Here is a 23,642-nt window from a genome sequence, read left to right on the forward strand (position 1 = left end):
TCCTGCTTGAAAACGGCGCAACTGAGGAGAAAATTATGTGGGCGCGACTGAGTCTGAAGTGGAAGATACTGCTGATTACCGGCTGCGGCCCACTGGTCCTGGCGCTGGTCATGGCCTGGATGCACATACGCGACGTCACGGACGCCGCCATCGGCGGCAAGCTCAAAGAGAGCCGCTCCGTGGTCATGATGGCCGAGTCCGTGCGCGAGGACATGGCCCACAAGCACAAGCTCGGAGTGCTCCGCCCGCTGGATGAACTCAAGGATGATCCGGCCAGGCTGCTGCAATCCGTGCCCATCGTCACGGCCATGAACACGGCCGCGGCCAAGGCCGCGGAGGCCGGGTACGAGTTCAAGGTGCCCAAGGAGAGCCCCCGCAACCCCAAGAACGCGCCCAATGACCTGGAACGGAAGGTGCTGGACGAATTCAGCTCCTCGAACATCCAGGAAAAGGTCATCGTCGAGAAGGACAGGCTCCTCTATTTCAAGCCGATCCGCCTGTCCGAGGACTGCCTGTACTGCCACGGCGACCCCAAGGGCGAGAAGGACCCGACCGGGGGCGTCAAGGAAGGATGGAAGGCCGGCGAGGTGCACGGCGCGTTCGTCGTCATCTCCTCCCTGAAGGAGACCAACGCCGCGATCCTGTCCAGCGAATTCACCGTCGGTGCGGTCACCATGGGCATACTCCTGCTGGTGGGCGCCGTTTCCTGGCTGCAGATCCGGGCCAGCGTGCTGCGGCCACTGCGCGAGGCCGGCGACTACCTGGAGCGCCTGGCCGACGGCGACATGACCGGTGAACTGACGGTCAGCCGCAAGGACGAGCTGGGCGACATGCAGGGGCACCTCAACCACATGGCGTCGAACCTGCGGGTCATTGTCCGGGACATCACCGAGCGGGCCAGAGTCCTCCTGGGCTCCTCGGCCGAGCTGGAGACGATGTCCGACGGCCTGCTGAAGAGCGCCGAGGAGCTTTCGGCCAAGTCGAACACCGTGGCCACGGCCTCGGAGGAGATGAACGCCAACATGAACTCCGTGGCCGCGGCCATGGAGCAGGCCTCGACCAACGTCGGCACCGTGGCCACGGCGGCAGAGGAGATGAGCGCCACCATCCACGAGATCGCCGGCAACACGGACAAGACCCGCGAGGTCACCCAGCGCGCCGTGGCCAAGGCCAACTCGGCCTCGCAGCGCGTGGACCAGCTCGGGGTGGCTGCCCGCGAGATCGGCAAGGTCACTGAGACTATTACGGCCATATCCTCCCAGACCAACCTTCTGGCCCTGAACGCGACCATCGAGGCGGCACGTGCCGGCGAGGCCGGCCGCGGCTTCGCCGTCGTGGCCAACGAGATCAAGGAGCTGGCCAACCAGACGGCTTCGGCCACGGAGGAGATCCGCGACCGCATCGCCGGCATCCAGGGCTCCACGACCGCGACCATCGAGGAGATCGGCCAGGTCATGGCGGTCATCGAGGAGGTCAGCACCTTCGTCTCTACCATCGCCGCCGCCGTGGAGCAGCAGTCAGCCGCCACCCGCGACATCGCCGAGAACGTCGGTCAGGCCTCCATGGGCATCCAGGAGGTCAACGAGAACGTGTCCCAGGCCTCGGTGGTCACGGGCGAGATCGCCAAGGACATCGTCCAGGTCAGCACCGCCTCGGGGCGCATCTCGACCAACAGCACGGAGCTCAAGCAGAGTTCCGAAAACCTCTCCCTGCTGGCCAGGGCTCTGGAGGGGCTGGTCAAGAAGTTCAAGGTGTGACGGGGCGTTGCCGAAATTGATCGAGACAGAACGCGTCCTTCGGGGCGCGTTCTGTTTTTCACCCCCCATGCCCTTCCGATTGTCGCTTCCTTCCCGGTCTTTTTCGTCATACCTCTCCATCATGGACGTCCGCATTGCGTCCGAGGGAGGTAATGCACATGAAAGGCTTTCTTCGCGCCTGGCTCCTGATCCTGCTCCTTGCGGCAGACGCCCTGTCCGCACCCGCACATCTCTACAGATACATGGACAACCCGCAGCCCGTGGGCAGCGGCAACCTGAGTTTCCTGGTCTGGAACGTCTACACCGCCACCCTGTACGCGCCCGCCGGGAACTGGCGCCCTGACGGGCCCTTCGCGCTGCATATCGTCTATCACATGGAACTCAAGGGGGCGGACATCGCGACGAGGAGCATCGAGGAAATGCGCCGGCAGGGCCTGGACGACCCTGAAACGCTGCGGCGCTTCGGGGCGCGCATGGAAGCGATTTTCCCTGACGTCGTCAAAGACATGACCCTGACGGGAGTGCGCGACAGGGCGGGAGGCACGCTGTTCTATAGGGACGGCGTTTTTATCGGAGCCATACGGGAACAGGAATTCACGGACCGCTTTTTCGATATCTGGCTTTCGCCCGAAACGAGCGAGCCGAAGCTCCGCGCCCGACTGCTTGGCGGCAGTTGAGCACAGACCCCGGCGGACGGTGCGCACGGTGCCTGGGCTTGGGGAGTTTTCTCTCCTCACACTTTCAAGGGGGCATGGAGCCCCCCTGAAAGCGCGTGGCGTCTAGGGCTTCTTGAAGCCGTACCTGGCCAGGATGGCTTGGCCTTCGGCGCCCTTGACGAAGTCGATGAAGGCCTTGCCCAGGTCCTTGCTCTTGGAGGTCTGCACGAGGGCGATGGGGTAACTGATGGGCTTGTGGCCGGCCACTTCGGCCGCGACCTTGACCTTGTCGGCGCGCAGGGCCGCGTCAGTGGCATAGACGAAGCCGGCCTGGACCTCGCCGCGGACCACGTAATCCAGGGCCTGGCGCACGCTCTCGGCCAGCACGAATTTCGGCGTCAGAGCGTCATAGAGGCCGGCAGCGGTCAGGGCGCCCTTGGTGTAGCGGCCGACGGGGACGGATTCGGGGTTGCCGATGGCGACGAGCTTGACCTGTTCGCCCTGCAGGTCAGCGGGACCGGTCAGGGGCTGGGCGCCTTCGGCCGGCACGACGAGCACCAGGGCGTTGCCCGCGAAATCGACCCTGGTGGCGGGGTCGACGAGCTTCTCGGCCTTGTTCATGGTTTCCTGGTCGGCGGACGCGAAAACATCCACGGGCGCGCCCTGCTCCATCTGCTGCAGGAGCGGGCCCGAAGCCGCGAAGTTGAAGACGATGGTGGTTCCGGGGTGGGCCTTTTCGAAGGGACCTTTCATGTCCTGGAAGGCGTTGGTCAGGCTGGCCGCCGCGGAGACCAGCAGGTCGCCGGCGAAAACGGTCGTCGAGAAGAGGATGAGGACAAGGGGCAATAGTGCAGGCAGTGTTCGTGATTTCATTATGGTCTCCTTTCCAGGTTGGTGTTGATTTTCCTCTGGCCTCGGGCAAGCCTGTTTGGCAACGTGGTCACGCATGCAGGCCAAAGCGTGACTGCATTGCTCATGTCTTTGCGTATCGTGCATGTGTTTTTAAGGGGGATTGCATGACTCCGTCCGGCGCAGCCTTACAGATTGATACAAATAAAATGGATCAACTTGATCCGAATGCATTGCTACATCTTGCCTTTTTGGCCCAGGAGGAGATTTCCCGGCGCGGCATGGGAATCCCGGCCGCCGGGACCGGGAAGGCGCCCAAGGCGGCGCGCATGTTCCAGGTTCCCGACACGGTCAAGCATCTGAGTCTGGCTCAACTCGACGCCCTGACCAGGTCTTTCCGTGACTGGCTGCTCGCGGCCCGCGACACACGCACCCGGCAGGGGCGCATGCGCATGTGGCTGCTGTTCCTGCTGCTGCGTCATACGGGCATGCGCCTCGGCGAGGCCCTGGAACTCGACGACCGCGAGGATTTCGACCTGGCCCGCGGCGTGGTCCGGGTCAGGGGAGAGGCGTCGCGCGAGATCCCGCTGCCCGTGGAGGTCGTGGACGGACTGACGCTGTTCTTCGACGACCCCATGAGCATGGAGCTGCGCGGCCAGGTCTTCCGCCTGGACCAGGGCTACGTGCGGCGCAAGTTCTCCGAGCGCGGTCAGGGCACGGACATCCCGCGCGACCTCCTCAATCCGCGCGTGCTGCGCCATTCGCGCGCGGTGGAGCTGCTGCGGGGCGGGGTGCCGCTGGTCGTGGTCGACGCCATGCTCGGCCACCAGAACCCGTCCTCCCAGTACGTCAGCTTTTCCGATGCCGACACCAGGAGGATCATGAACCATTACATCTACAAGGAAAGAAAGATGAAGACGTCGGCCCGCAACATGTTCGTCGGCCAGATCAGCGCCATCCGCGACGGCGCCATCCTGAGCGAGGTGGAGGTGACCACTGCCTCGGGCCTCAAGGTCGTGTCCGTCATCACCAAGGAGAGTTTCCAGAATCTTGGGCTGGCCATGGGCATGACGGTCATCGCCACGGTCAAGGCCCCGTGGGTCGTGCTGGTCAAGGAGGACTCCATGTTCAAGACCAGCGCCCGCAACAAGTTCTGCGGGAAGATCTCGGCCGTCAACGTCGGTCAGATCGCGGCAGAGGTGGTGGTGGACCTGGCCGACGGCACCAATATCACCTCGCTCATCACCGACGAGTCCGTGAGCAAGCTCGACCTCAAGGTCGGCGACGACATCTGCGCCATGGTCAAGGCCTTCTCGGTCATCCTGACCCTCGAATAGACCTTCCGGATTCCTTTGTGTGCGGGGCCCGGTGCGACGAGTTCGCGCCGGGCCCCATTTTTTTCAGAACTGCACCGCCAGCTTGGCGACGACGCGGTAATCCTCGACGGGCTGGGTGCCGTCCATGTCGGCGTACACGGTGATGGGCGCGGCCAGCCCCAGGACCATGTTCAACGGTTCGACCCTCACGCTCAGCTCGGGGCCGAGGAAGATCATGTCGCACCCCGAGTTGGGGTCCTTCTTGGTCACGCCCGGAGCCATCTGCTGCGTGTTCTTCTCCTGATGCGCCCCGTTCATGGCCAGGCCCGCGGTGAGACATTTGCTCAAGGCGAAGCCGTAGCCGAGATCGTACTGGAACATGTCGCCCTTTTCCAGGTCATGCTCCCCCTCGGTGTTCAGCGTGTACATGAGCTGTCCGTCCAGGCGGGATCGGCCGAATACCCGGGACGCGCTCAGGGAGGCCTTGGGGTTCCAGGAACCTGTGCTCAACTGCAGAAACGGCCCCATGTACGGCTGCGTGCCGAAGGAATTGCGGTTGTCGCTGTCGGCGGTGGGGATTTCGAGCCCCAGGCCCAGGGCCAGGGAAAGCGGGTCGCCCTTTTTCTGTGTCAAGGCCTGCCAGCGTCCCATGACTTGGATGTCGCCCAGGCCCTGGATGTCGCTTTCATCCGTCAGCCCCTTGGCGTTCTTGCGCTCCAGTTCCTTGTCGAAGGCCGTGGCCGTGAGGAACGCTTCGAAGCCTTCGAGCAGCCCGGCGCGGAAGGTCAACTGGCCGGCATGAGCCGTGCGTCTGCGCTTTCCGAATCCGGGATCGTCCTTGGATGATCCCGTGTGGATCTTGAACTGATCGAAATAGACATATTTGCCGATTATGGCGAATTTCATGGGATCGAAAATATTGCCGTCTTGAAACGTGACAGGCGCGAGTGGCTTCGGTTTTGCCGCTGAAGTCGTGTTGTCTGCATATGCTGCAGATGACATCAGGATGCAGAAAGAAATGATTGAGAGCAGGAAAAGACGCATATGAATCTCCTTATGATGATTTAAAGATTCATATGCGTCATTTTTATCGAATATGTCTATGTTGTCACGGATGTGTTTGAAAAAGTGATTAAGAGATAAATTGGATTACAATGTTCGAAATTCATTCCTACATGCTGCACGGGCAGAATCGTTCCCAACCCATGAGGGCTGCAGCTCCCGCGATGGTGGTGCCGTAGAAGATGACCGGTTTGTCCGTCAGGAACATGTCGATGGTCCCGTTGGCCAGGGTCGTGCCCGTGACCAGGAGCAGGTCGGCCCAGCGCAGGACGCCGTCCGTGGCATCGCCGCCTTCGATGAGGGCGCCGTGCCGGACTTGGCCGATGTTGTCGGGGTCGAGGTCCAGGACGCGCATCGCGAATTCGCCGCTCAGGGCCTTGATCATGGCCGGCTGGAACCCGGCCATGCCGATTTTCGGGTTGCCGTGATTTTTGCGAATGTGCGCGGCGACGCGGCCCGAGCACTCGGCCGGACCGGCGTCCTTGCAGTGGATGGTGCACTCGGCCCGGTCCAGGCTGCGCATGACGGCGTTCAGGGTGGCCACGAAGACCGCCGTGGCCCTGGGTTCGGCCAGGTTCAGGCGAGCGATGTCGGCCAGGGTGCCCTGATAGTTGCCGTAGGTGTCGGTGAAGGCCTGGCCCTTGGCGCCCTTGAAGCGCGCCTCCATGAGCTTTTCCTTGCCCTTCTGGATCGGGAAGTCCCGGCCTTCAGGCTTGCCGATGGCCTGTTCGACGGTCAGCGGCGCGGCCGTGACTTCGACGGTTTCGTCCATGAGGCCCGCATCCTTCCAGATGTCGACAGCCCGCTGGCGGACCTGTTCGAGAGTGTTCATTGTGGTTCTCCGTGTGTTTTTAGATGGCGGATAGCCGTTTGAGCGTGAAGAGCATCCCGCCGGAGACCGTGGCGATGATGGCGCACAGGGCCATGGCGCGGTCGAGTTCTCCGGTGAAGACGCAGTTGTAGATTTCCAGGGACAGGGTGTTGGTTCGGCCGATGATGTTGCCGCCGAGCATGAGGGTCACGCCGACCTCGCCCATGGACCGGCACAGGGCCAGGAGCCACCCGGCCAGCACCGGCCTGCGGACCGCGGGCAGCAGGACCAGCCGGAAAGTCTGCCAGGGCGTCTTGCCGAGCACGGCCGCCACTTCGGACAGGCGCTTGCCTTGGGTGCGCAGGGCCGCCTCCACGGGCTTGACCAGCAGGGGCAGCCCCGAAACCATGGACGCCAGGACCAGACCCGGAAAGGCGAAGACGACGTCCACGGGCATGACGGCCGCCAGAGGCCCTTGCCGTCCCAGCAGCATGAGCAGGATGAAGCCCGTGGCGATGGGCGGGAAGACCAGCGGCACGGCCACGAGGAAATCGACTACGGTCCGGGCGGGCGACGGTTTGCCGCTCAGGTACCAGGCCAGGAGCACCCCGCACGGCAGCAGGGCGCCCCCGGCGATGGCCAGGACTTTCATGGTCAGGAGCAACGGACCGATGGTCCTTGGGTCGGTCAGCGACTCCAGCATGCCTACAGTCCGTGCGCGGCGATGATGGTCCTGGCGTCGTCCGTGCCGAGGAACTCGGCGAACGTGCGGGCGGCGTCGGGGGACGGGGAGTTTTCCATCCGGATGCAGGCGATGGACACGGGCTTGTAGAGCTTCTCGTCCATCTCCCTGTACCCGCCGATCTGGTCAGGAGCGGCCAAAGCCTGGGTCAGGTTCATGAACCCGGCGTCGACCTCGCCCGTGGCCAGATAGGTGAAGACCTGCGGCACGGTGCCCACGACCAGGAGCTTGTCCTTGAGGGGCTCGCGCAGGCCGCTTGCGTCCAGGTACTGGGCGGCGGCCTTGCCGTAGATGGCCCGCTCCGGGTCGGGCATGGCGATGCGCGCCACGGCCGGGGACTTCAGATCGGCCGGTTCGTCCTTGCCCTTGGGCCAGGCCAGGACGAGGCGTCCCCTGCCGAGGGCGGCGCTCTCGGCAAGGGGCAGGGAGGCGGCGCGCAGGAAGCCTTCCTCGCCGATGAGCAGGTCCACCTTGCCGCTGGTCTTTGCCTGGCCGATGACCTGGCCCATGTTGCCGTAGATGCGCTCCACCGTCGCCCCGGACTTTTTCGCGTACGCGTCGGCCAGGGCGTCCACAACGGGCTTGTAGCCGGCGCCGGACGCGATGAGCAGGGTGTCGCCGGCCTGGGCGGGGAGGGCGAGGAGGAGGAGCAGGAGGGTCAGCAGCGTTTTTTTCATGTCGGGTCCTTATGCGCAGACGCGGGTTGAAAGACGGCCGGCGGCATGCCTCGCCCCTGCGATGGCTCCCGTGAGCCATTCGGGGTCATGGCGGCCGTCGGTCATGGGAAAGATGGAGTCGCCCAGCTCAGAGGCTTCGTGCAGGTCGTGGGTGACCAGCAGCACGGGGATATTCAGGCTTGCGGTCAGGTGCAGGAGTTCGCGGCGCAGGTCCTTGCGCGTGGGCGCGTCCAGGGCCGAGAAGGGTTCATCCAGCAGCAGGATGTCGGGGCTGCTGGCCAGGGCCTGGCACATGGCCGCACGCTGGCGCTCGCCGCCGGAGATGGCTTCGGGCTTGCGGCGGGCCAGGCGCCGGATTCCGAAGCGGGTCAGCAACGTGTCGACCATGGCTTTGTCGGGACAGGAGAAGGCGACGTTTTTCTCGACGGTCAGGTGGGAGAAGAGGGGGTAGTCCTGGAAGACCATGCCGATGCGCCGTTTGCGCGTCGGCATGTCCGTTCCGGCAGCCTTGTCGAAAAACACCCTGCCGCCGAGCTCGATGCGCCCCCAGTCCGGAGTTTCCAGACCGGCCACGAGCCGGATGAGGGTGCTTTTTCCCGCGCCCGAGGGGCCGACGATGGCCGTCAGCTCTCCCCGTGCGCAGGACAGTTCGAGGCGCAGGTCGAAATGCGGCAGACGTTTGCGTAGCTGGATGCAGAGTCCCATGCGATGCTCCGGGCTTGTCGGTCCGGGGTGATGGAATCGGACCGTATTTCCCTCTGGGTTAAAGGGAAAAGGTTGCGCCCTGCAACGAGGTCACGGAAGGGGAGGGAAGCGTGACCGTTCAGACGGTCTGCGTCTGGGCGGCCAGAAAGAGAGGGTCGAGAATCTGTCGGGCGGACTCCGTCCTGCGGCGCGTCTCGTAGTCGACCACGTCCAGGACCCGGCCGCGTCCGAAGGCCACCAGGGTCTGGGCGAAGTGGTCCACGTCGTCGAGGTCGTGGCTGACCATGACCATGGGCATGTCGAAGCGCTCCAGGATGGCGAAGAGCTCGGCGCGCATGCGCTCGCGCAGGGGCTGGTCCAGGGCGGTGAAGGGCTCGTCCAGGAGAAGGAGGTCCGGTTCCGTGGCCAGGGCCCTAGCCAGGGCCGTGCGCTGGCGCTGGCCGCCGGAGATCTGGTTCGGGCGCTGTCCGGCCAGATCGCCCAAGCCGCACAGTTCCAGCAGCTCGTCGACGCGCCGCCGGTGGGCGGGCTTCAGGGGGCCGAGGAAGGGTTTCAGACCGAAGGACACGTTCTCGCGCACGGTCAGGTGCGGGAAGAGGGCGTAGTCCTGGAAGACGATGCCGACGTTGCGCCTGCGGGCCGGCACGTTCAGGCCGGAGGCGGCGTCGAAGAAGGTCCGGCCCCGGACCTCGATGCGTCCGATCCGGAGTTTGAGCAGCCCGGCCAGGGCCATGAGCGTCAGGCTCTTGCCCGAGCCCGAGGGGCCGAATAGGGCGATGCGCCGTGATGATGCCTCGAATTTGGCCTGCAGGCAAAACTCCGCCCCGGGTGCGCAGACACGGGCCTCGATGTCGCAGGTCACGGTCGGGGACGTTGTCGTTGGGGCCGAAGAGGCGTGCGAGGTCTCGGTGCGGCTGATGAAGAACATGTTCATGCCTGCCATTTCGGGGTCAGCAGTCGCCCCGAGACCCAGAGGATGAGGGTGCACAGCACGGAAATGACCAGCACGAGCTGCGCCGCCAGGCTGTCCTGGCCGGCCTGGGTGGCGCTGTACACGGCCAGGGACAGGGTCTGGGTGCGGCCGGGCAGGTTGCCCGCGATCATGAGCGTGGCCCCGAACTCGCCCATGGCCCGAGCGAAGGCCAGCATGGTGCCCGCCAGGATGCCGCGCCCGGCCAGGGGCAGGCAGACCTGCAGGAAGACGCGCCACTCGGGGTAGCCCATGGTCCGGGCCGCGTCCTCGTACTTGCGCTCCACGCCGTCCAGTGCGGCGCGGGCGGACTTGAAGATGAGGGGGAAGGAGACCACGGCGGCGGCGATGACGGCCCCCTGCCAGGTGAAGATGAGCGTCACCCCGAAGGCGTCCTGCAACCAGCGCCCCAAAAACCCGTTTCGGCCCAGCAGGACGATGAGGTAGTAGCCCAGGACCGTGGGCGGCAGGACCATGGGCAGGCTCAGAATGGCGTCGACCAGTTCCCGGCCGGGAAAGCGGCAACGGTGAAAGACCCAGCCCAGGACGACCCCGAAGATCAGGGAGGTCAGGGTGGCCAGGGCAGCCACGCGCAGGCTGAGCTGCACCGGGAAGAGAAAGGTCGTGTCCATCGAGATTCCTTGAAGATTTCGTGCCGAAGGCTCTTCACGTGGAGAAGCAACAATCGGGCCTACTGGGCTGGGGCGTCCGCGCCGGCCGGTCCGGTTGCGTCCGAACCTAGGTTTTCCGGGCCGTTGAAGGCAATGCGGTCACGGTTCTGCCCAAGAGCGTGACCGCGGGTCGCGGGAAATGTTCCCGCCACCCTTTTCATGGCGTTGCGTTGCAGTGTGTCGGTGATAACACAAATGTCGGTTCAGACTGAATTGTGGGAAGATGTGCGCCGAGTCGTCGTCTAGTGCAATCGAGTCATATGTGTTTTTTATAACATATTGAAAATATTGATTCAAATGTTATGTAGCCATCAGCCCCGCATCCGCTACCCACTTTGTGAAGAGGGAGTGAAGGGTGCGGAAACATGGAACCATGGAGGTTTTGATGGCTACGTTTTCACGGCGAGGGTTCATGAAAATCACCGGGGCGGGCGTTGCAGCCATGTCCCTGGGGCAACTGGGGTTCGATCTGAAGCCCGCCTACGCGTACGCGAAGGCCCTGAAGATCGAAGGGGCGAAGGAGGTCCTGACGGTCTGTGGCTTCTGCTCCTGCGGATGCGAGATCATCATGCACGTTAAGGACGGAAAGATTATCAGTTCCGAAGGCAATGCGGACTATCCCATCAGTGAAGGCGCCCTGTGCCCCAAAGGCGCGGCGTTCTACCAGATGCACGTCAGTGACCACCGCGTCCTGAAGCCCAGATACAGGGCTCCCGGCAGCGCCAAGTGGGAAGAGAAGGACTGGGACTGGATGCTCGACAAGATCGCGCACAAGATCAAGGAAACGCGCGACAAGGATTTCGTTCAGAAGAATGACAAGGGACAGACGGTGAACCGCTGGGAAACGTACTTCCAGCTGGGCACCTCCCAGATGGACAACGAGGAATGCGCCGTCACGCACCAGATGTGCAGGGCGTTGGGAGGCGTATACATCGACCATCAGGCCCGAGTCTGACACGCTCCGACTGTACCGGCTCTGGCAGAGTCGTTCGGACGCGGCGCGATGACCCAGCACTGGATCGACATCAAGAACGCCAATGCTATTCTGATCATGGGCAGCAATGCTGCCGAGCACCATCCCATTTCCTTTAAATGGGTGTTGAAGGCCAAGGACGCGGGGGCGCAGGTGATCCACGTGGATCCCAAGTTCTCGCGCACCTCGGCCCGCAGCTGTCATCACGTTCCGCTGCGCAGCGGAACCGACATCGCCTTCCTGGGCGGCATGGTGAAGTACATCCTGGAGAAGGACCTCATCCAGAAGGACTACGTCACCGAATACACCAACGCCTCCTTCATCGTCGGCGACGACTACAAGTTCGAAGACGGCCTCTTCTCGGGCTTCGATCCGAAAACGAAGAAATACGACCAGAAGAAGTGGGCCTTCGCCAAAGACGAAAACGGTGTGTCCAAGCGCGACAAGACCCTCAAGGACCCGCGCTGCGTATACCAGCTGCTGAAGAAGCACTACGAGCGCTACGATCTGGACAAGGTTTCCTCCATCACCGGTGTGTCCAAGGAAAACCTGCTCAAGGTCTATGAAGCCTTTTCGGCCACGGGCAAGCCCGACAAGGCCGGCACCATGATGTACGCCCTGGGCTGGACCCAGCACTCCGTCGGCGTGCAGAACATCCGCCTTGGCTGCATGATCCAGCTCCTGCTGGGCAACATCGGCGTGGCCGGCGGCGGCGTCAACGCCCTGCGCGGCGAGCCCAATGTCCAGGGCTCCACGGACCACGCCCTGCTGTGGCACATCATTCCTGGCTACAACAACACGCCGACGACGGCCTGGCCGACCCTGGAAGACTACCTGAAGGGCAACACCCCGGTCACCAAGGACCCGAAGAGCGTCAACTGGTGGCAGAACCGGCCCAAGTACATGGTCAGCCTGCTCAAGGGCTGGTTCGGCGACAACGCCACCCCCGAGAACGGTTTCTGCTACGACCTGCTGCCCAAGCTCGAACCGGGCGTGAAGTACTCGAGCATGTTCATGTTCGACCGCATGTATGCCGGCAAGATGAAGGGCGGCGTCATCTTCGGCCATAACCCGGCCATGAGCTTCCCCAACACGCACAAGGTCCGCGCGGCCCTGCAGAAGCTGGACTGGCTGGTGGTGGGCGAAGCGCACGACACCGAGACCGCGTCCTTCTGGCGCCAGCCCGGTCTGGACTCCAAGAAGATCAAGACCGAGGTCTTTCTGATGCCTTCTTGCCAGCGCGGTGAAAAGGACGGCACCACATCCAACTCCGGCCGTTGGCATCAGTGGCACTACAAGGGCTATGAGCCCATGGGGCAGAGCAAGTCCATGGGTTGGATGGTGGTCGAGATCATGAAGCGGGTGCGTGCCCTGTATGAAAAGGACAAGGGCGCCTTTGCCGAGGGCATCCTGAGCCACGATTGGCCCAAGGAATACGACGCCGAAGAAATGGCCATGCGCATCAACGGCCGTTTCACCAAGGACGTGACCATCAAGGACAAGACCTACAAGAAGGGCGACCAAGTGCCTGGCTTCCCGTTGCTGCAGGCCGACGGTTCCACCACCAGCTTGAACTGGCTGTACTGTGGCGGCTACCCCGAGGCGGGCAAGAACCTGGCCAAGCGTCGCGACCACACCCAGACACCCGTGCAGGCCAAACTCGGTCTGTACCCGAATTACACCTGGGCCTGGCCCGTGAACCGCCGCATCATCTACAACCGCGCCTCCGTCGACGTGAACGGCAAGCCCTTCAATCCCGAACTGCCCGTCATCGCCTGGGAAGACGGCAAGTGGGTCGGCGACATCCCGGACGGGCCGGCGCCGCCCATGGCCATGGAGAAGGGCGTCTATCCCTTCATCATGCATACTGAAGGCCACGGCCAGCTCTATGGCCCGGGCCGAGTGGACGGTCCGTTCCCGGAACACTACGAGCCGGTCGAAACTCCCGTGGCGAAGAATCCGTTCTCCAGCCAGCTCAGCAACCCGTGTGTCGACCTGTTCGAAAGCGACAAGGATCTGTACACCAAGCCTGCTGATCCGAAATACCCCATCGTGCTGACGACCTACAGCATGACCGAGCACTGGTGCGGCGGCGGCGATACTCGCAATACCCCGTATCTGCTCGAGGCAGAGCCGCAGCTCTATGTGGAGATGAGCCACGAACTGGCGAAGGAAAAGGGGATCAGCAACGGCGATGTGGTGGTCGTGGAGAGCATCCGAGGCAATGTCGAGGCCGTCGCCATGGTGACGGTGCGCATCACCCCGTTTACCGTTCAGGGCAAGACCGTGCACCTCATCGGTATGCCCTTCTGCTTTGGCTGGACAACGCCGGGCTGCGGCGACGCCACCAACCGGCTTCTGCCGTCCGTGGGCGAGCCGAACGTGACCATTCCTGAGTACAAGGCGTGTCTGGTGAACATCCGCAAGGCCGACAAGGTCACGGAACTGGCAAGGTAGGAGGGAACGAAATGGCGAAAAGCATATTCATCGATACCACCCGCTGCACGGCCTGCCGTGGATGTCAGGTGGCGTGCAAGCAGTGGCACGGCCATGAGGCGGTGCCCACCAAGCAGACCGGCACCCATCAGAATCCGCCGGATCTGACCCCCTTCAACAACAAGCTCGTCCGCTTCTCCGAAAAGAAGATCGACGGACGCGTCTACTGGCTCTTCTTCCCGGACCAGTGCCGCCATTGCCTGCAGCCCGCCTGCAAGGCCACGGCCGACGGGTATGTGGACGGCGCCATCGTCATCGACGAGCCCACGGGCATCGTCGTCTGCACGGAAAAGACCAAAGAACTGACCAAGGAACAGTGCGACGAGATCATCTCGTCCTGCCCGTACAACATCCCGCGCCGCAACGACGCCACGGGCATGCTGAGCAAGTGCGACATGTGCATCGATCGCGTTCACGCCGGACTCATCCCCATGTGCGTCAAGACCTGCTGCACCGGGGCAATGAACTTCGGCGAACGCGAGGACATGCTGAAGCTCGCCAAGGAGCGCCTGGACAAGGTCAAGGCAGAGAGCCCCCAGGCCGCCCTCGAGACGGTCATCGTCTGCGACTCCGGCAATGCCTGCGAACTGCTCGACGCCGAAGATCTTGGCGTCATCTACCTCGTGAGCATGCCCCGCGAAATGTACCATCAGTACGCGCGGCGTGAAATGAAACCCCTGAACCGGGCCGACTTCCTGGCCACCCTGACCCGGCCGATGCGCAGCATCCTGGGTTGATCCGCCTCATCAACAAGGCCCGCCGGGTTTCCCGGCGGGCCCCTTCACAAGGAGCCGACATGCCGTCCAAAGGGACACCGGAAATGAAACCCGCGCTGCAGGATGCCGACAGGAATCACGAACCCTTCCGCGAGATCATCGACCGCTTCGGGCTGCTCATCGGCAGGCAGGCCGAAACCCGCTCGGGTCTCGATTCCGTCGACCTCGGCGCTTTCGCGCCCAACGAGGAGCGCTTTGTGAACGGCGAGCCTCTCGTCACCTTCCTGGACCTCGATCTGCTCCAGGATTCCTTCAGGCAGGCCGCGGCACGCGTCTGGCCCGTCATGGGCGTCGTCTTCCCCAGCCTGGCCGAGAGCCTGACCCTTCTCGCGCGCAAGCTCGAAGATGTTCCGATCCTGACCTCCCAGTGCCTGCAGGCCGTGGCCCTCGGCGATTCCGAGGCCCTGGACTCGGCTGCGGCCCGGGTCGGCGTAACCCCCGATTTTCTGTTCATGGCACTCGGCGTGGCCTACGCCCCCTGCATCGGGGCCCACAGGCAGGCCCTGGCCTCCAAGGCCCCCGTCGAACTCTGGCGCAAGGCCTACTGCCCGGTCTGCGGCTCGGACCCGGACCTGGCCGTCTTGGAGAACCATCCGGACCCGTCCGAATTTCTCGTCTCCAAGAGCGGGGAAATGTGGCATCATTGCCCGGTCTGCGCGCAGCGCTGGCGATTCGTGCGCTTGGTCTGCCCTGGCTGCGGCAATCAGGAACACGAGAGCCTGACCCGTTTCGGCCTGGAAGGTTCCCCGCGGGAATACATCTACGCCTGTGAGAAGTGCCGCCAGTATCTTCCCTGCCTCGATCTCATCGCACAGGCCAGCGGCATCGATTTCGACCTGGCCTCCCTGAAGTCGATCCACCTCGACGCGGCTGCCCAGGCCAGGGGGTATGTGCCCCTTTCGCCCGCCCCGTGGGCGGCTCTCGGTTTTGCGGAGGACAAAGCCAAGGCGTCCTGAGATTCTTCACCCTCCTCCACGGTGATAGGCCGTCAGCGGACTTGGGCGAGTCCGTTGGCGGCCGTTCTCATTTTGGGGGTCTGGGCACGAAGGCGCACAGGGCCTGGGCCAGGACGGGCACGAGGTCCTGGTCCCTCGAATTGTAGCGCAGCTCGCATTCCTTCAGGTAGAGCGGGAGGTGGGAGGCCGGCACGCCGCGCAGCTGGCGCAGGCGCTGTTTGGAGAAGGCCCAGAAGGGGGAACCCTCCACGGGCAGGCGCTTGTCTGCGTGTCTGACGTACCGTGCGGGCCACAGGGCGGGTCCGCAGGAGACCAGCGATTGATACTGTTTGTACGGCGCGGTGTAGACAACCTGGCCGATGCTTGCCGTCTTGAGGTAGAAGTTGAGTTTGAAGTGCAGCAGATTCTCGGCGCTCAGGTCCGGGAGCAGGTCGCAGATGGCCATTCCGCCGAGTTGGATGATCCCGAAGACCGGGGCGTTGACCATGTCCTGCTCCGGCATTGGGTTGCCCGGACCGGGCCAGACGCCGGCAGCGTAGATGCGGGGCGCGTCCAGGGCCTGGGCAAGGATGGCCCGGCGGACCGTGTCCGCCGCCTTGAGCACGGTGGCGTAGCTGACGGCCATCTGCTCGCCGCTGGCCGCCGGGGAGACATCCAGGGAGAAGAGCTTCAGGAACCAGAGCCACTGCTGGGCCGTGAAGGCACAGCGGTTCAGGAAACGCCGGCTGAAGTCGTGGAATGTGTAGCCGCAGCGCCCGCATCGTCTCCGGCCATCGGACAGACGGTACAATTTCCGGTTTTTGCAGGCCGGACAATGCCGTTGATGGTTTTTCCAGCAGAAATCCAGAAAGAAACGCCTGGCCGTTTTTTCTGAAAAAGTCATGGAATTGAAGGTTATTATGTTAATTTTAGCCATCATTGTTCGTGCCAGGGCGTGATTGTGTTCATGTCGGCCGATATGCTGGCTGCGTTTGTGTCACAAAGTTTGATGTCAAACAAGGCATAATCATCGGCCCCTTCATGATCCGGACGCAATAAAAGGCATTATTCTGGAGTGGTACAATAATGTAGCATGATTTCGGGTAATTGTGCGAGCGTGAGGGGAGGCCAAAGCGTTTGGTTGTAGAAGTCGTACTAGTTGTCGGCAGGCTTTTGGGTGGTATGAGTCAGTACATCTTCTTCAATGTCTTTGACTCTCAATCTCACACTCGGAGCGCTCATGAACTTGCCCGAAGGATCTTCCGCCCTCAGCTACGCGAGCCCGGTCATCGGACCCTACACCATCGACGAATTCATTGCCGCCGCAGCCCGCTTTCACGGGTATGCCGCCCCCGGTCTGATCCTGGGCGGGTTCATGGTCCATGAAGCCAAGTCGCACATTCCCGAAGGGATCCTGTTCGACGCCATCTCCGAGACGGCCTGGTGCCTGCCCGACGCCGTGCAGATGCTCACCCCCTGCACCGTGGGCAACGGGTGGCTTCGGATCTTCAACCTGGGCCTCTACGCCGTGTCCCTGTTCGACAAGCATACGGGCAAGGGCGTGCGCGTGGCCGTGGAAACGGCCCGGCTCGACCCCTATCCGACCATCCGGGAGTGGCTCTTCAAGCTCAAACCCAAGAGAGAGCAGGACAGTGATCGCCTGCGCGTGGAAATCCGCACGGCCGGTGCGACCATCTGCTCCGTGACGGAGATCTCCCTGCGGCCGGAGTTCATGGGCGGACGCGGCAAGGGGGCCATCGCGGCCTGTCCGTCCTGTGGCCAGGCCTACCCGGCCCGCGACGGCTCGGTCTGCCGTTCCTGTCGTGGCGAGTCCCCCTATGCGGGCTGGATCGGCGGGCACGACCGGCGAGAGCTGGGATTTGAGGGCCCACGGCTTCGGATCGTCACGGCCGAGCAGGCCGTGGGCGAAAAGGCCCTGCACGACATGACCTGCATCGAGCCGGGCGAGAGCAAGGATGCGGCTTTCGCCCGCGGCCAGGTGCTCGACGTGGGCGATGTCTGCCGCCTGCAGCGGATGGGCCGCTTCGAGGTCTACGTGGAGGAGGACGGGCAGGACGGGACCTGGGTGCACGAGGATGATGCAGCCCGGGTCATGGCCCGGGCCTTGGCCGGAGAGGGGATCGACTGCTCCGGCGACCCGCGCGAGGGCAAGATCACCATGGTCGCCGAGCGGTCCGGCCTGTTCTGCGTCAGGGAGGCCGCCCTGGAAGAGTTCAACGCCATTCCGGGCGTCATGTGCGCCACCCGTCACGCCTTCAGCGTGGTCGAAAAGGGGCAGCAGGTGGCGGCGACGCGGGCCATTCCCCTCTACCTCGAACGCAACGTGATGGCCGACGCCATGCGCGTTCTGGAGGACGGTCCCGTGGTGGAGGTCCGCCCCCTGCGCAAGCGCAGGGTCGGCATCTTAGTCACGGGCACCGAGGTCTTCCAGGGGTTGGTGGACGACCGCTTCATTCCGATCATCAGCGCAAAGGTCGAGGCCTTCGGCTGCCCCGTGGCGGCCACGGACATCGTGCCCGACGACAGGGAGCGCATCGGAGCCGCCGTGCGAGGCATGCTCGCCCGTGGGGTGGAGTTGCTCGTCACCACGGCCGGGCTGTCCGTGGACCCCGGCGATGTGACGCGCCTCGGGCTGGCGGACGCCGGGGTGGAGAACATGCGCTATGGCACGCCCATTCTGCCCGGGGCCATGACGCTCCTGGCGAACGTCGGGGAAGTGGACGTCATCGGCGTCCCGGCCTGTGCATTGTATTTCAAGACCACGAGTTTCGACATTCTGCTGCCGCGGGTCCTGGCGGGGATGTCCCCGTCGCGGCGCGACTTGGCGCGCCTGGGCCATGGCGGCATGTGCATGCAGTGCAAGCGCTGCACGTTCCCCAAGTGCCCCTTCGGCAAGTGAGGAAGATCATGAAGACACCCACCGTTCGAATGCATTTGTGGCTGGAATCGGGCGAGAGCGTCTATTTCGGCATGGGGCGGCTCATGCTCCTCGACATGATCGAGGAGCACGGCTCCCTGCGCAAGGCGGCCGAGGCCATGGGCATGTCCTACCGCGCGGCCTGGGGCAAGCTCCGGGCCACCGAGGACGCCCTCGGGGTGGTGCTGGTCGAGTCCAGCGGCACCCGGCGCGGGGGATGCCACCTGACCCCCGCAGGCAAACGTTTCCGGGACAGGTTCAGGGCCTGGTTCACGGCCGTGGAAAAGGTTGCCGTGGACCAGGCGCAGTACATCTTTGCCGAAAGGGTGCAGAGCTTCGAGGAAAAACGGCGCACATCGGTCAGGCCGGCGCGCATGGCCGCCGAACTACGTCCCGGCATGTAGGTCTGGCGATGTTCGGGCCGGGCTTTGAGCCCAGCCGGGAGTTTCGGTCAGACTCCAATCAATGGTTATGCCCGCTGCAGACCTGCAGTTCTTCCAGGTCATGGTGCGAGCTTGCGCATTCGTCCGTTCCGTCCGCGTTGCGGATCAGGTCCAACTCCCTGTTCTCCATGGCCTCCAGCGCGTAGGCCACGGTCATTCCCGTGCCGCGGTACCGAGTCACGGCCTCGTCGGCGAGAAGTTTGAAGGCCTCTTCGCCCAGCTTGCCGGTGATGACCGCTTCGCAGCGGTGTTCGAGGACTATCCTGACCAGTTCAAGGTCCGACCCCGCCTGCGGGATGTGGGGGCAGGGAGTGCAGGCCATGGTCTCCATGTTCACGACAAGCAGGTAGGGGGTTTGGGCGAATTCGTGAAAAACCCGGCTGTTCAGGGAATCCGAGGCGGCTGTGACGGCTATGTTCATGTGGGCTCCTTGCATGATGGTTTTGTGCGGCGCGAGCATGTATCGTGCCTTGTTGGACATATTTCAAGGGTAAAATGTCGAGTCCGGCAATTTCCCTCCGCATGCGAGTGTTTTGGCCGTCCGGGAAGGCCAGACCCGACCGGGCCGATTCCGGTACTGACGCCGCGGGGATAGATTTCGAGGCGAAATGAAGCGGTCGGCAGTTGAGTATGTTTCTTTTTGACCCATCGATGTGCCCCATATTGTCCCTATTTGCCCCAATTCCGTGACCGAAAGCGACTCGCCATGGTCAAATGCGGTGCGGAATCAATTTTTCCAGCAATAAAAATATCGTATTTTCAATATGATGCGAGATGGTTGCGAAGGCCTTCGTCTTTTCGAATACGTTGGCCTTTTTTTTGCCTATGTCATGAAAATGTGTCGTTATTGACATAACCGTGTATCCATGAAGCCTTCACCGTCCATACGCATGCGCGGGTCCGGGAAGGAGAGTTGTGTATGACACGATTTGTCCTTGAAATATGCCTTGATTGGCATAAATCTAAATTCACAATGTCTTGTTTGACGTAAATAAGGTTGCGTTCATCGATGAAAGCCATTCCCGTAGAAGAAGCTGTAGGTACCGTTCTCTGCCACGACATCACGCGCATCATTCCCGGCGAAACCAAGGGTGCCGCCTTCCGCCGCGGTCATATCGTAACTCCCCAGGACATCCAGGCTCTGCTCGATATCGGCAAGGCCAATCTCTATGTTTTCGACCCTAGGGACGGCTACGTGCACGAGGACGAGTGCGCCCTGCGCCTGGCCCATGCGGCGGCGGGGCAGGGCATCACTGTCAGTTCGCCCTGCGAGGGCAAGTCCGCCCTGACCGCGACCCATGACGGCGTCCTGCATGTCGACGTCGAAGGGCTGTTCCGTCTCAACTCCATCACCGACGTGACCTTTGGCACCATCCATACCGGCCAGTGCGTCAAGGCCGGGCGGGTGCTCGGTGGCACGCGCGTCATCCCCCTGGCCGTGCCCGAGGACCTGCTCCGCCAGGCCGAGGACGTCTGCCGCCAATACGCCCCGCTGATCGAGGTCCGCCCGCTCAAGCCCGCCAGGGTCGGCGTCGTGACCACGGGTAGCGAGGTCTACACCGGCCGCATCAAGGACGGATTCGGCCCGGTCCTGCGCAGGAAATTCGAACACCTGGGCTCCACGGTCCTGGATCAGGTCTTCGTCTCGGACAAGGTGGAGATGACCGTGGCCGCCATCCGGGACCTCGTCGCGCGTGGGGCCGATTTCATCGCCGTGACAGGCGGCATGAGCGTGGACCCCGACGACCAGACCCCGGCGGCCATCCGCGCCACGGGCGCCGAGGTCGTCTCCTACGGCGCGCCCACCTACCCCGGAGCCATGTTCATGCTGGCCTACCTGGGCGACGTGCCCATCGTCGGCCTGCCCGGATGCGTCATGTACTACAAGGCAAGTATTTTCGATCTGGTCGTGCCCCGTCTCTTGAGCGGGGAACGGCTGGAGAGGAAGGATATCGTTGCGTTCGGCCACGGAGGCCTGTGCGAAAGCTGCCCCACCTGTCATTACCCGGCCTGCGGCTTCGGCAAGCTCTAAGACCAATCGCGGAATCTGTTTGAAATAACATGTTATTTGGAGGAACCGGAATGATCAAAAAGCAAATCGTGGTCAATGGCATCGCCAGGAACCTGGTGGTCGACGCTGAGGACACCCTGGTCAACGTGCTCCGCAAGAGCCTGGGCCTGACCGGCACCAAGGTCGGTTGCAACGAAGGCCAGTGCGGCGCCTGTTCCGTCATCATGGACGGCAAGGTCGTGCGTTCCTGTGCGACCAAGATGAAGCGCGTTGAAGACGGCGCGAACATCACCACCATCGAAGGCATCGGCACCCCGGCCAATCCCCATCCGCTGCAGCAGGCCTGGATGCTCCACGGCGCGGCCCAGTGCGGCTTCTGTTCGCCCGGTTTCATCGTCTCCGCCAAGGGCCTGCTGGACACCAATCCCAAGCCCACCCGCGACGAAGTCCGCGACTGGTTCCAGAAGCACCGCAACGCCTGCCGCTGCACCGGTTACAAACCCCTCGTGGACGCCGTCATGGATGCGGCCAAGGTCCTGCGCGGCGAAAAGAGCACGGCCGACCTCGAGTTCAAGATGCCCAAGGACGGCAGCGTCTGGGGCACCCGTTATCCCCGTCCCTCGGCTCTGGCCAAGGTCACAGGCACCCTGGACTTCGGCGCCGACCTCGGCCTGAAGCTGCCCGCCGGCACCCTGCAGTGCGCCCTGGTGCAGGCCGAAGTGTCCCACGCCAAGATCCTGTCCATCGACACGGCCGAAGCCGAGAAGATGCCCGGCGTGTTCAAGGTCGTGACTCACAAGGACGTCAAGGGCAAGAACCGCATCACGGGCCTCATCACTTTCCCGACTAACAAGGGCGACGGCTGGGACCGTCCGATCCTGTGCGACGAGAAGATCTTCCAGTACGGTGACGCCATCGCCATCGTCTGCGCCGACACCGAGGAGCAGGCCAAGGCCGCTGCCAAGGCCGTCAAGGTCCAGATCGAGCAGCTGCCCGAGTACATGAGCGCCCCCGCGGCCATGGCCGAGGACGCCATCGAGATCCATCCCGGCACGCCCAACGTCTACTATATCCAGAAGATCGCCAAGGGCGCCGACACCAAGCCCATCTTCGAAAAGGCCGACGTGGTGGTGGAAGGTAGCTACTACACTTCCCGCCAGCCCCATTTGCCCATCGAGCCGGACTGCGGCTTCGCCTACATCGATGACGAAGGGAAGCTCATCATCCACTCCAAGTCCATCGGCCTGCATCTGCACCTGTACATGATCGCCCCCGGCCTGGGCCTGGAACCCGATCAGCTGCACCTCGTGCAGAACCCCGCCGGCGGCACCTTCGGCTACAAGTTCAGCCCGACCCTGGAAGCCCTGGTCGGCGCCGCCGCCCTGGCCACGGGCCGTCCCGTGAACCTGGTCTACGACTACCGCCAGCAGCAGGCCTACACTGGCAAACGCTCCCCGTTCTGGACGGACGTGCGCCTGGCCGCCACCAAGGACGGCAAGCTCCTGGGCATGGAAACCGACTGGACCGTGGACCACGGCCCGTACTCCGAGTTCGGTGATCTGCTGACCCTGCGCGGCGCCCAGTACATCGGCGCCGGTTACGACATCGCCAACATCCGCGGCGAAGGCCGCACGGTCTGCACCAACCACTGCTGGGGCGCAGCCTTCCGCGGTTACGGCGCTCCCGAATCCGAGTTCCCGTCCGAGACCCTGATGGACGAACTGGCCGAAAAGCTGGGCATGGATCCCTTCGAGCTGCGCTACAAGAACATCTACCGCAAGGGTTCCACCACCCCCACGGGCCAGGACCCCGAAGTGTACAGCCTGCCGGAGATGTTCGACATCATGCGGCCCAAGTACGAGGAAGCCAAGAAGCGCGCCGCTGCCGCCTCCACCGCTGAAATCAAGCGCGGCGTCGGCATTTCCCTGGGCGTGTACGGCGCCGGCCTCGACGGAGCCGACTCCGCCGCCGCCGATGCCGAACTGATGGCCGACGGCACCGTCACCATCTACGACTGCTGGCAGGATCACGGTCAGGGCGCCGACATGGGCACCCTGGGCACGGCCCACGAGGCCCTGCGCCCGCTGGGCATCACCCCCGACAAGATCCGCCTGGTCATGAACGACACCCGCGTGGCCCCGAACACTGGCCCCGCCGGCGGCAGCCGTTCCCAGGTCATGGGCGGCCAGGCCATCATCAACGCCTGCGAGCAGTTGGTGAAGGCCATGAAGAAGCCCGGCGGCGGTTTCCGCACCTATGACGAGATGGTCGCCGAGAAGCTGCCCCTGCGCTACAACGGCAAGTGGACCGCTCCGGCCAAGGACTGCGACGCCAACGGCCAGGGCAGCCCCTTCTGCTGCTACATGTACGGCCTGTTCCTGTCCGAGGTGGCTGTTGAAGTCGCCACCGGCAAGACCACCGTCGAGAAGATGGCCATTGTCGGCGATATCGGCAAGGTCAACAACTACTCCCTGGTCGACGGCCAGATCTACGGCGGCGTGGCCCAGGGCATCGGCCTGGCCCTGACCGAGGACTACGAGGACCTGAAGAAGCATGCCACCATCCGTGGCGCCGGCATCCCCTACATCAAGGACATCCCGGACGACATGGAGATCACCTACGTGGAAACTCCGCGTGCCGATGGCCCCTTCGGTGCCTCCGGCGTCGGTGAAATGCCGCTGACCGCTCCTCATGCCGCGGTTCTGAACGCCGTGTACAATGCGTGCGGCGCCCGCGTCCGCGAGATTCCCGCACTGCCGGAGAAAATCCTGGCCGCGATGAAGAAATAGTGACCCGTTCAACCCCCCTCCGGGCGTATTTGCGCCCGGAGGGCTTTTTTTATTTCAAGGAGTGG

Annotated in this window: 20 protein-coding genes; 10 read left to right on the forward strand and 10 right to left on the reverse strand. The window is 63.4% G+C overall.

Translation table 11 applies throughout. The features are described from left to right. Positions 1–35: 35 nt before the first annotated feature. Both G394_RS0101110 and G394_RS0101115 read left to right on the forward strand, forming a co-directional pair. A complete protein-coding gene (locus G394_RS0101110; RefSeq protein WP_028576070.1) occupies positions 36–1,757 on the forward strand; it encodes a methyl-accepting chemotaxis protein in 1,722 nt (573 codons plus the stop codon). 158 nt (positions 1,758–1,915) lie between these two features. Then, complete coding sequence (locus G394_RS0101115; RefSeq protein ID WP_028576071.1) at positions 1,916–2,434, forward strand: chalcone isomerase family protein; 519 nt, start codon at positions 1,916–1,918, stop codon at positions 2,432–2,434. 102 nt (positions 2,435–2,536) lie between these two features. Here the strand turns inward: G394_RS0101115 and modA (G394_RS0101120) are convergent, their stop codons facing one another. Beyond that, positions 2,537–3,286 (reverse strand): molybdate ABC transporter substrate-binding protein, encoded by a 750-nt coding sequence (gene modA, locus G394_RS0101120; protein WP_028576072.1) that lies wholly within the window; start codon positions 3,284–3,286, stop codon positions 2,537–2,539. Positions 3,287–3,543: 257 nt separating this feature from the next. Between modA (G394_RS0101120) and G394_RS0101125 the strand changes: the two genes are divergently transcribed. Further along, positions 3,544–4,599: a TOBE domain-containing protein gene (locus G394_RS0101125; RefSeq protein ID WP_051306856.1), complete on the forward strand. Its 1,056-nt coding sequence runs from the start codon at positions 3,544–3,546 to the stop codon at positions 4,597–4,599. 63 nt (positions 4,600–4,662) lie between these two features. On the opposite strand, the gene G394_RS0101130 is transcribed toward G394_RS0101125, so the two are convergent. From G394_RS0101130 to modB, 7 genes are all read right to left on the reverse strand, one after another. Further along, positions 4,663–5,484: a transporter gene (locus G394_RS0101130; RefSeq protein WP_028576074.1), complete on the reverse strand. Its 822-nt coding sequence runs from the start codon at positions 5,482–5,484 to the stop codon at positions 4,663–4,665. Positions 5,485–5,749: 265 nt separating this feature from the next. Further along, complete coding sequence (locus G394_RS0101135) at positions 5,750–6,472, reverse strand: Rossmann-like domain-containing protein (RefSeq protein ID WP_028576075.1); 723 nt, start codon at positions 6,470–6,472, stop codon at positions 5,750–5,752. 19 nt (positions 6,473–6,491) lie between these two features. Beyond that, a complete protein-coding gene (locus G394_RS0101140; protein ID WP_043774300.1) occupies positions 6,492–7,154 on the reverse strand; it encodes a molybdate ABC transporter permease subunit in 663 nt (220 codons plus the stop codon). 2 nt (positions 7,155–7,156) lie between these two features. After that, the gene (gene modA / locus G394_RS0101145) at positions 7,157–7,870 is read right to left on the reverse strand and encodes a molybdate ABC transporter substrate-binding protein (protein WP_028576077.1); all 714 of its coding nucleotides are present in this window, start codon (positions 7,868–7,870) and stop codon (positions 7,157–7,159) included. 9 nt (positions 7,871–7,879) lie between these two features. Further along, the gene (locus tag G394_RS17450) at positions 7,880–8,575 is read right to left on the reverse strand and encodes an ATP-binding cassette domain-containing protein (RefSeq protein ID WP_084435174.1); all 696 of its coding nucleotides are present in this window, start codon (positions 8,573–8,575) and stop codon (positions 7,880–7,882) included. A gap of 118 nt (positions 8,576–8,693) precedes the next feature. Further along, positions 8,694–9,509, reverse strand: a complete 816-nt coding sequence (locus G394_RS0101155) for an ABC transporter ATP-binding protein (protein WP_245578235.1) — start codon at positions 9,507–9,509, stop codon at positions 8,694–8,696. Beyond that, positions 9,506–10,177, reverse strand: a complete 672-nt coding sequence (gene modB / locus G394_RS0101160; RefSeq protein ID WP_028576079.1) for a molybdate ABC transporter permease subunit — start codon at positions 10,175–10,177, stop codon at positions 9,506–9,508. Before modB ends, G394_RS0101155 begins: the two co-directional genes overlap by 4 nt. Before the next feature lie 424 nt (positions 10,178–10,601). On the opposite strand from modB, the gene fdnG reads away from it, so the two are divergent. The 3 genes from fdnG to G394_RS19885 all read left to right on the forward strand — a co-directional run bounded on the left by fdnG (position 10,602) and on the right by G394_RS19885 (position 15,417). Further along, positions 10,602–13,646, forward strand: a complete 3,045-nt coding sequence (gene fdnG, locus G394_RS0101170; protein WP_156902366.1) for a formate dehydrogenase-N subunit alpha — start codon at positions 10,602–10,604, stop codon at positions 13,644–13,646. A gap of 11 nt (positions 13,647–13,657) precedes the next feature. Continuing rightward, positions 13,658–14,422, forward strand: coding sequence for a 4Fe-4S dicluster domain-containing protein (locus tag G394_RS0101175; protein WP_028576082.1), 765 nt, complete (start codon positions 13,658–13,660; stop codon positions 14,420–14,422). An 83-nt stretch (positions 14,423–14,505) separates the two neighbouring features. Beyond that, entirely contained in the window at positions 14,506–15,417 is a 912-nt protein-coding gene (locus tag G394_RS19885) for a formate dehydrogenase accessory protein FdhE (protein WP_169725515.1), read from the forward strand. A gap of 67 nt (positions 15,418–15,484) precedes the next feature. Here the strand turns inward: G394_RS19885 and G394_RS17460 are convergent, their stop codons facing one another. Then, positions 15,485–16,336: a transposase gene (locus G394_RS17460; RefSeq protein WP_084435178.1), complete on the reverse strand. Its 852-nt coding sequence runs from the start codon at positions 16,334–16,336 to the stop codon at positions 15,485–15,487. 300 nt (positions 16,337–16,636) lie between these two features. On the opposite strand from G394_RS17460, the gene G394_RS0101190 reads away from it, so the two are divergent. Together G394_RS0101190 and G394_RS17465 are read left to right on the forward strand one after the other, a co-directional pair. Beyond that, positions 16,637–18,316, forward strand: coding sequence for an FmdE family protein (locus tag G394_RS0101190; RefSeq protein WP_051306859.1), 1,680 nt, complete (start codon positions 16,637–16,639; stop codon positions 18,314–18,316). An 8-nt stretch (positions 18,317–18,324) separates the two neighbouring features. Then, positions 18,325–18,738: a winged helix-turn-helix domain-containing protein gene (locus G394_RS17465; protein ID WP_051306860.1), complete on the forward strand. Its 414-nt coding sequence runs from the start codon at positions 18,325–18,327 to the stop codon at positions 18,736–18,738. A gap of 58 nt (positions 18,739–18,796) precedes the next feature. Here G394_RS17465 and G394_RS0101200 read toward each other — a convergent pair whose 3' ends face one another. Then, on the reverse strand, positions 18,797–19,198 hold the full coding sequence (locus tag G394_RS0101200; RefSeq protein WP_028576084.1) for a NifB/NifX family molybdenum-iron cluster-binding protein: 402 nt from the start codon (positions 19,196–19,198) through the stop codon (positions 18,797–18,799). Between the two features lie 588 nt (positions 19,199–19,786). On the opposite strand from G394_RS0101200, the gene G394_RS0101205 reads away from it, so the two are divergent. Then, on the forward strand, positions 19,787–20,809 hold the full coding sequence (locus G394_RS0101205) for a molybdopterin-binding protein (protein WP_028576085.1): 1,023 nt from the start codon (positions 19,787–19,789) through the stop codon (positions 20,807–20,809). 50 nt (positions 20,810–20,859) lie between these two features. After that, entirely contained in the window at positions 20,860–23,577 is a 2,718-nt protein-coding gene (locus tag G394_RS0101210) for a molybdopterin-dependent aldehyde oxidoreductase (RefSeq protein WP_028576086.1), read from the forward strand. Positions 23,578–23,642: the final 65 nt, after the last annotated feature.

Source organism: Desulfomicrobium escambiense DSM 10707 (genome assembly GCF_000428825.1).
In the GTDB taxonomy this organism is placed as follows: domain Bacteria; phylum Desulfobacterota; class Desulfovibrionia; order Desulfovibrionales; family Desulfomicrobiaceae; genus Desulfomicrobium; species Desulfomicrobium escambiense.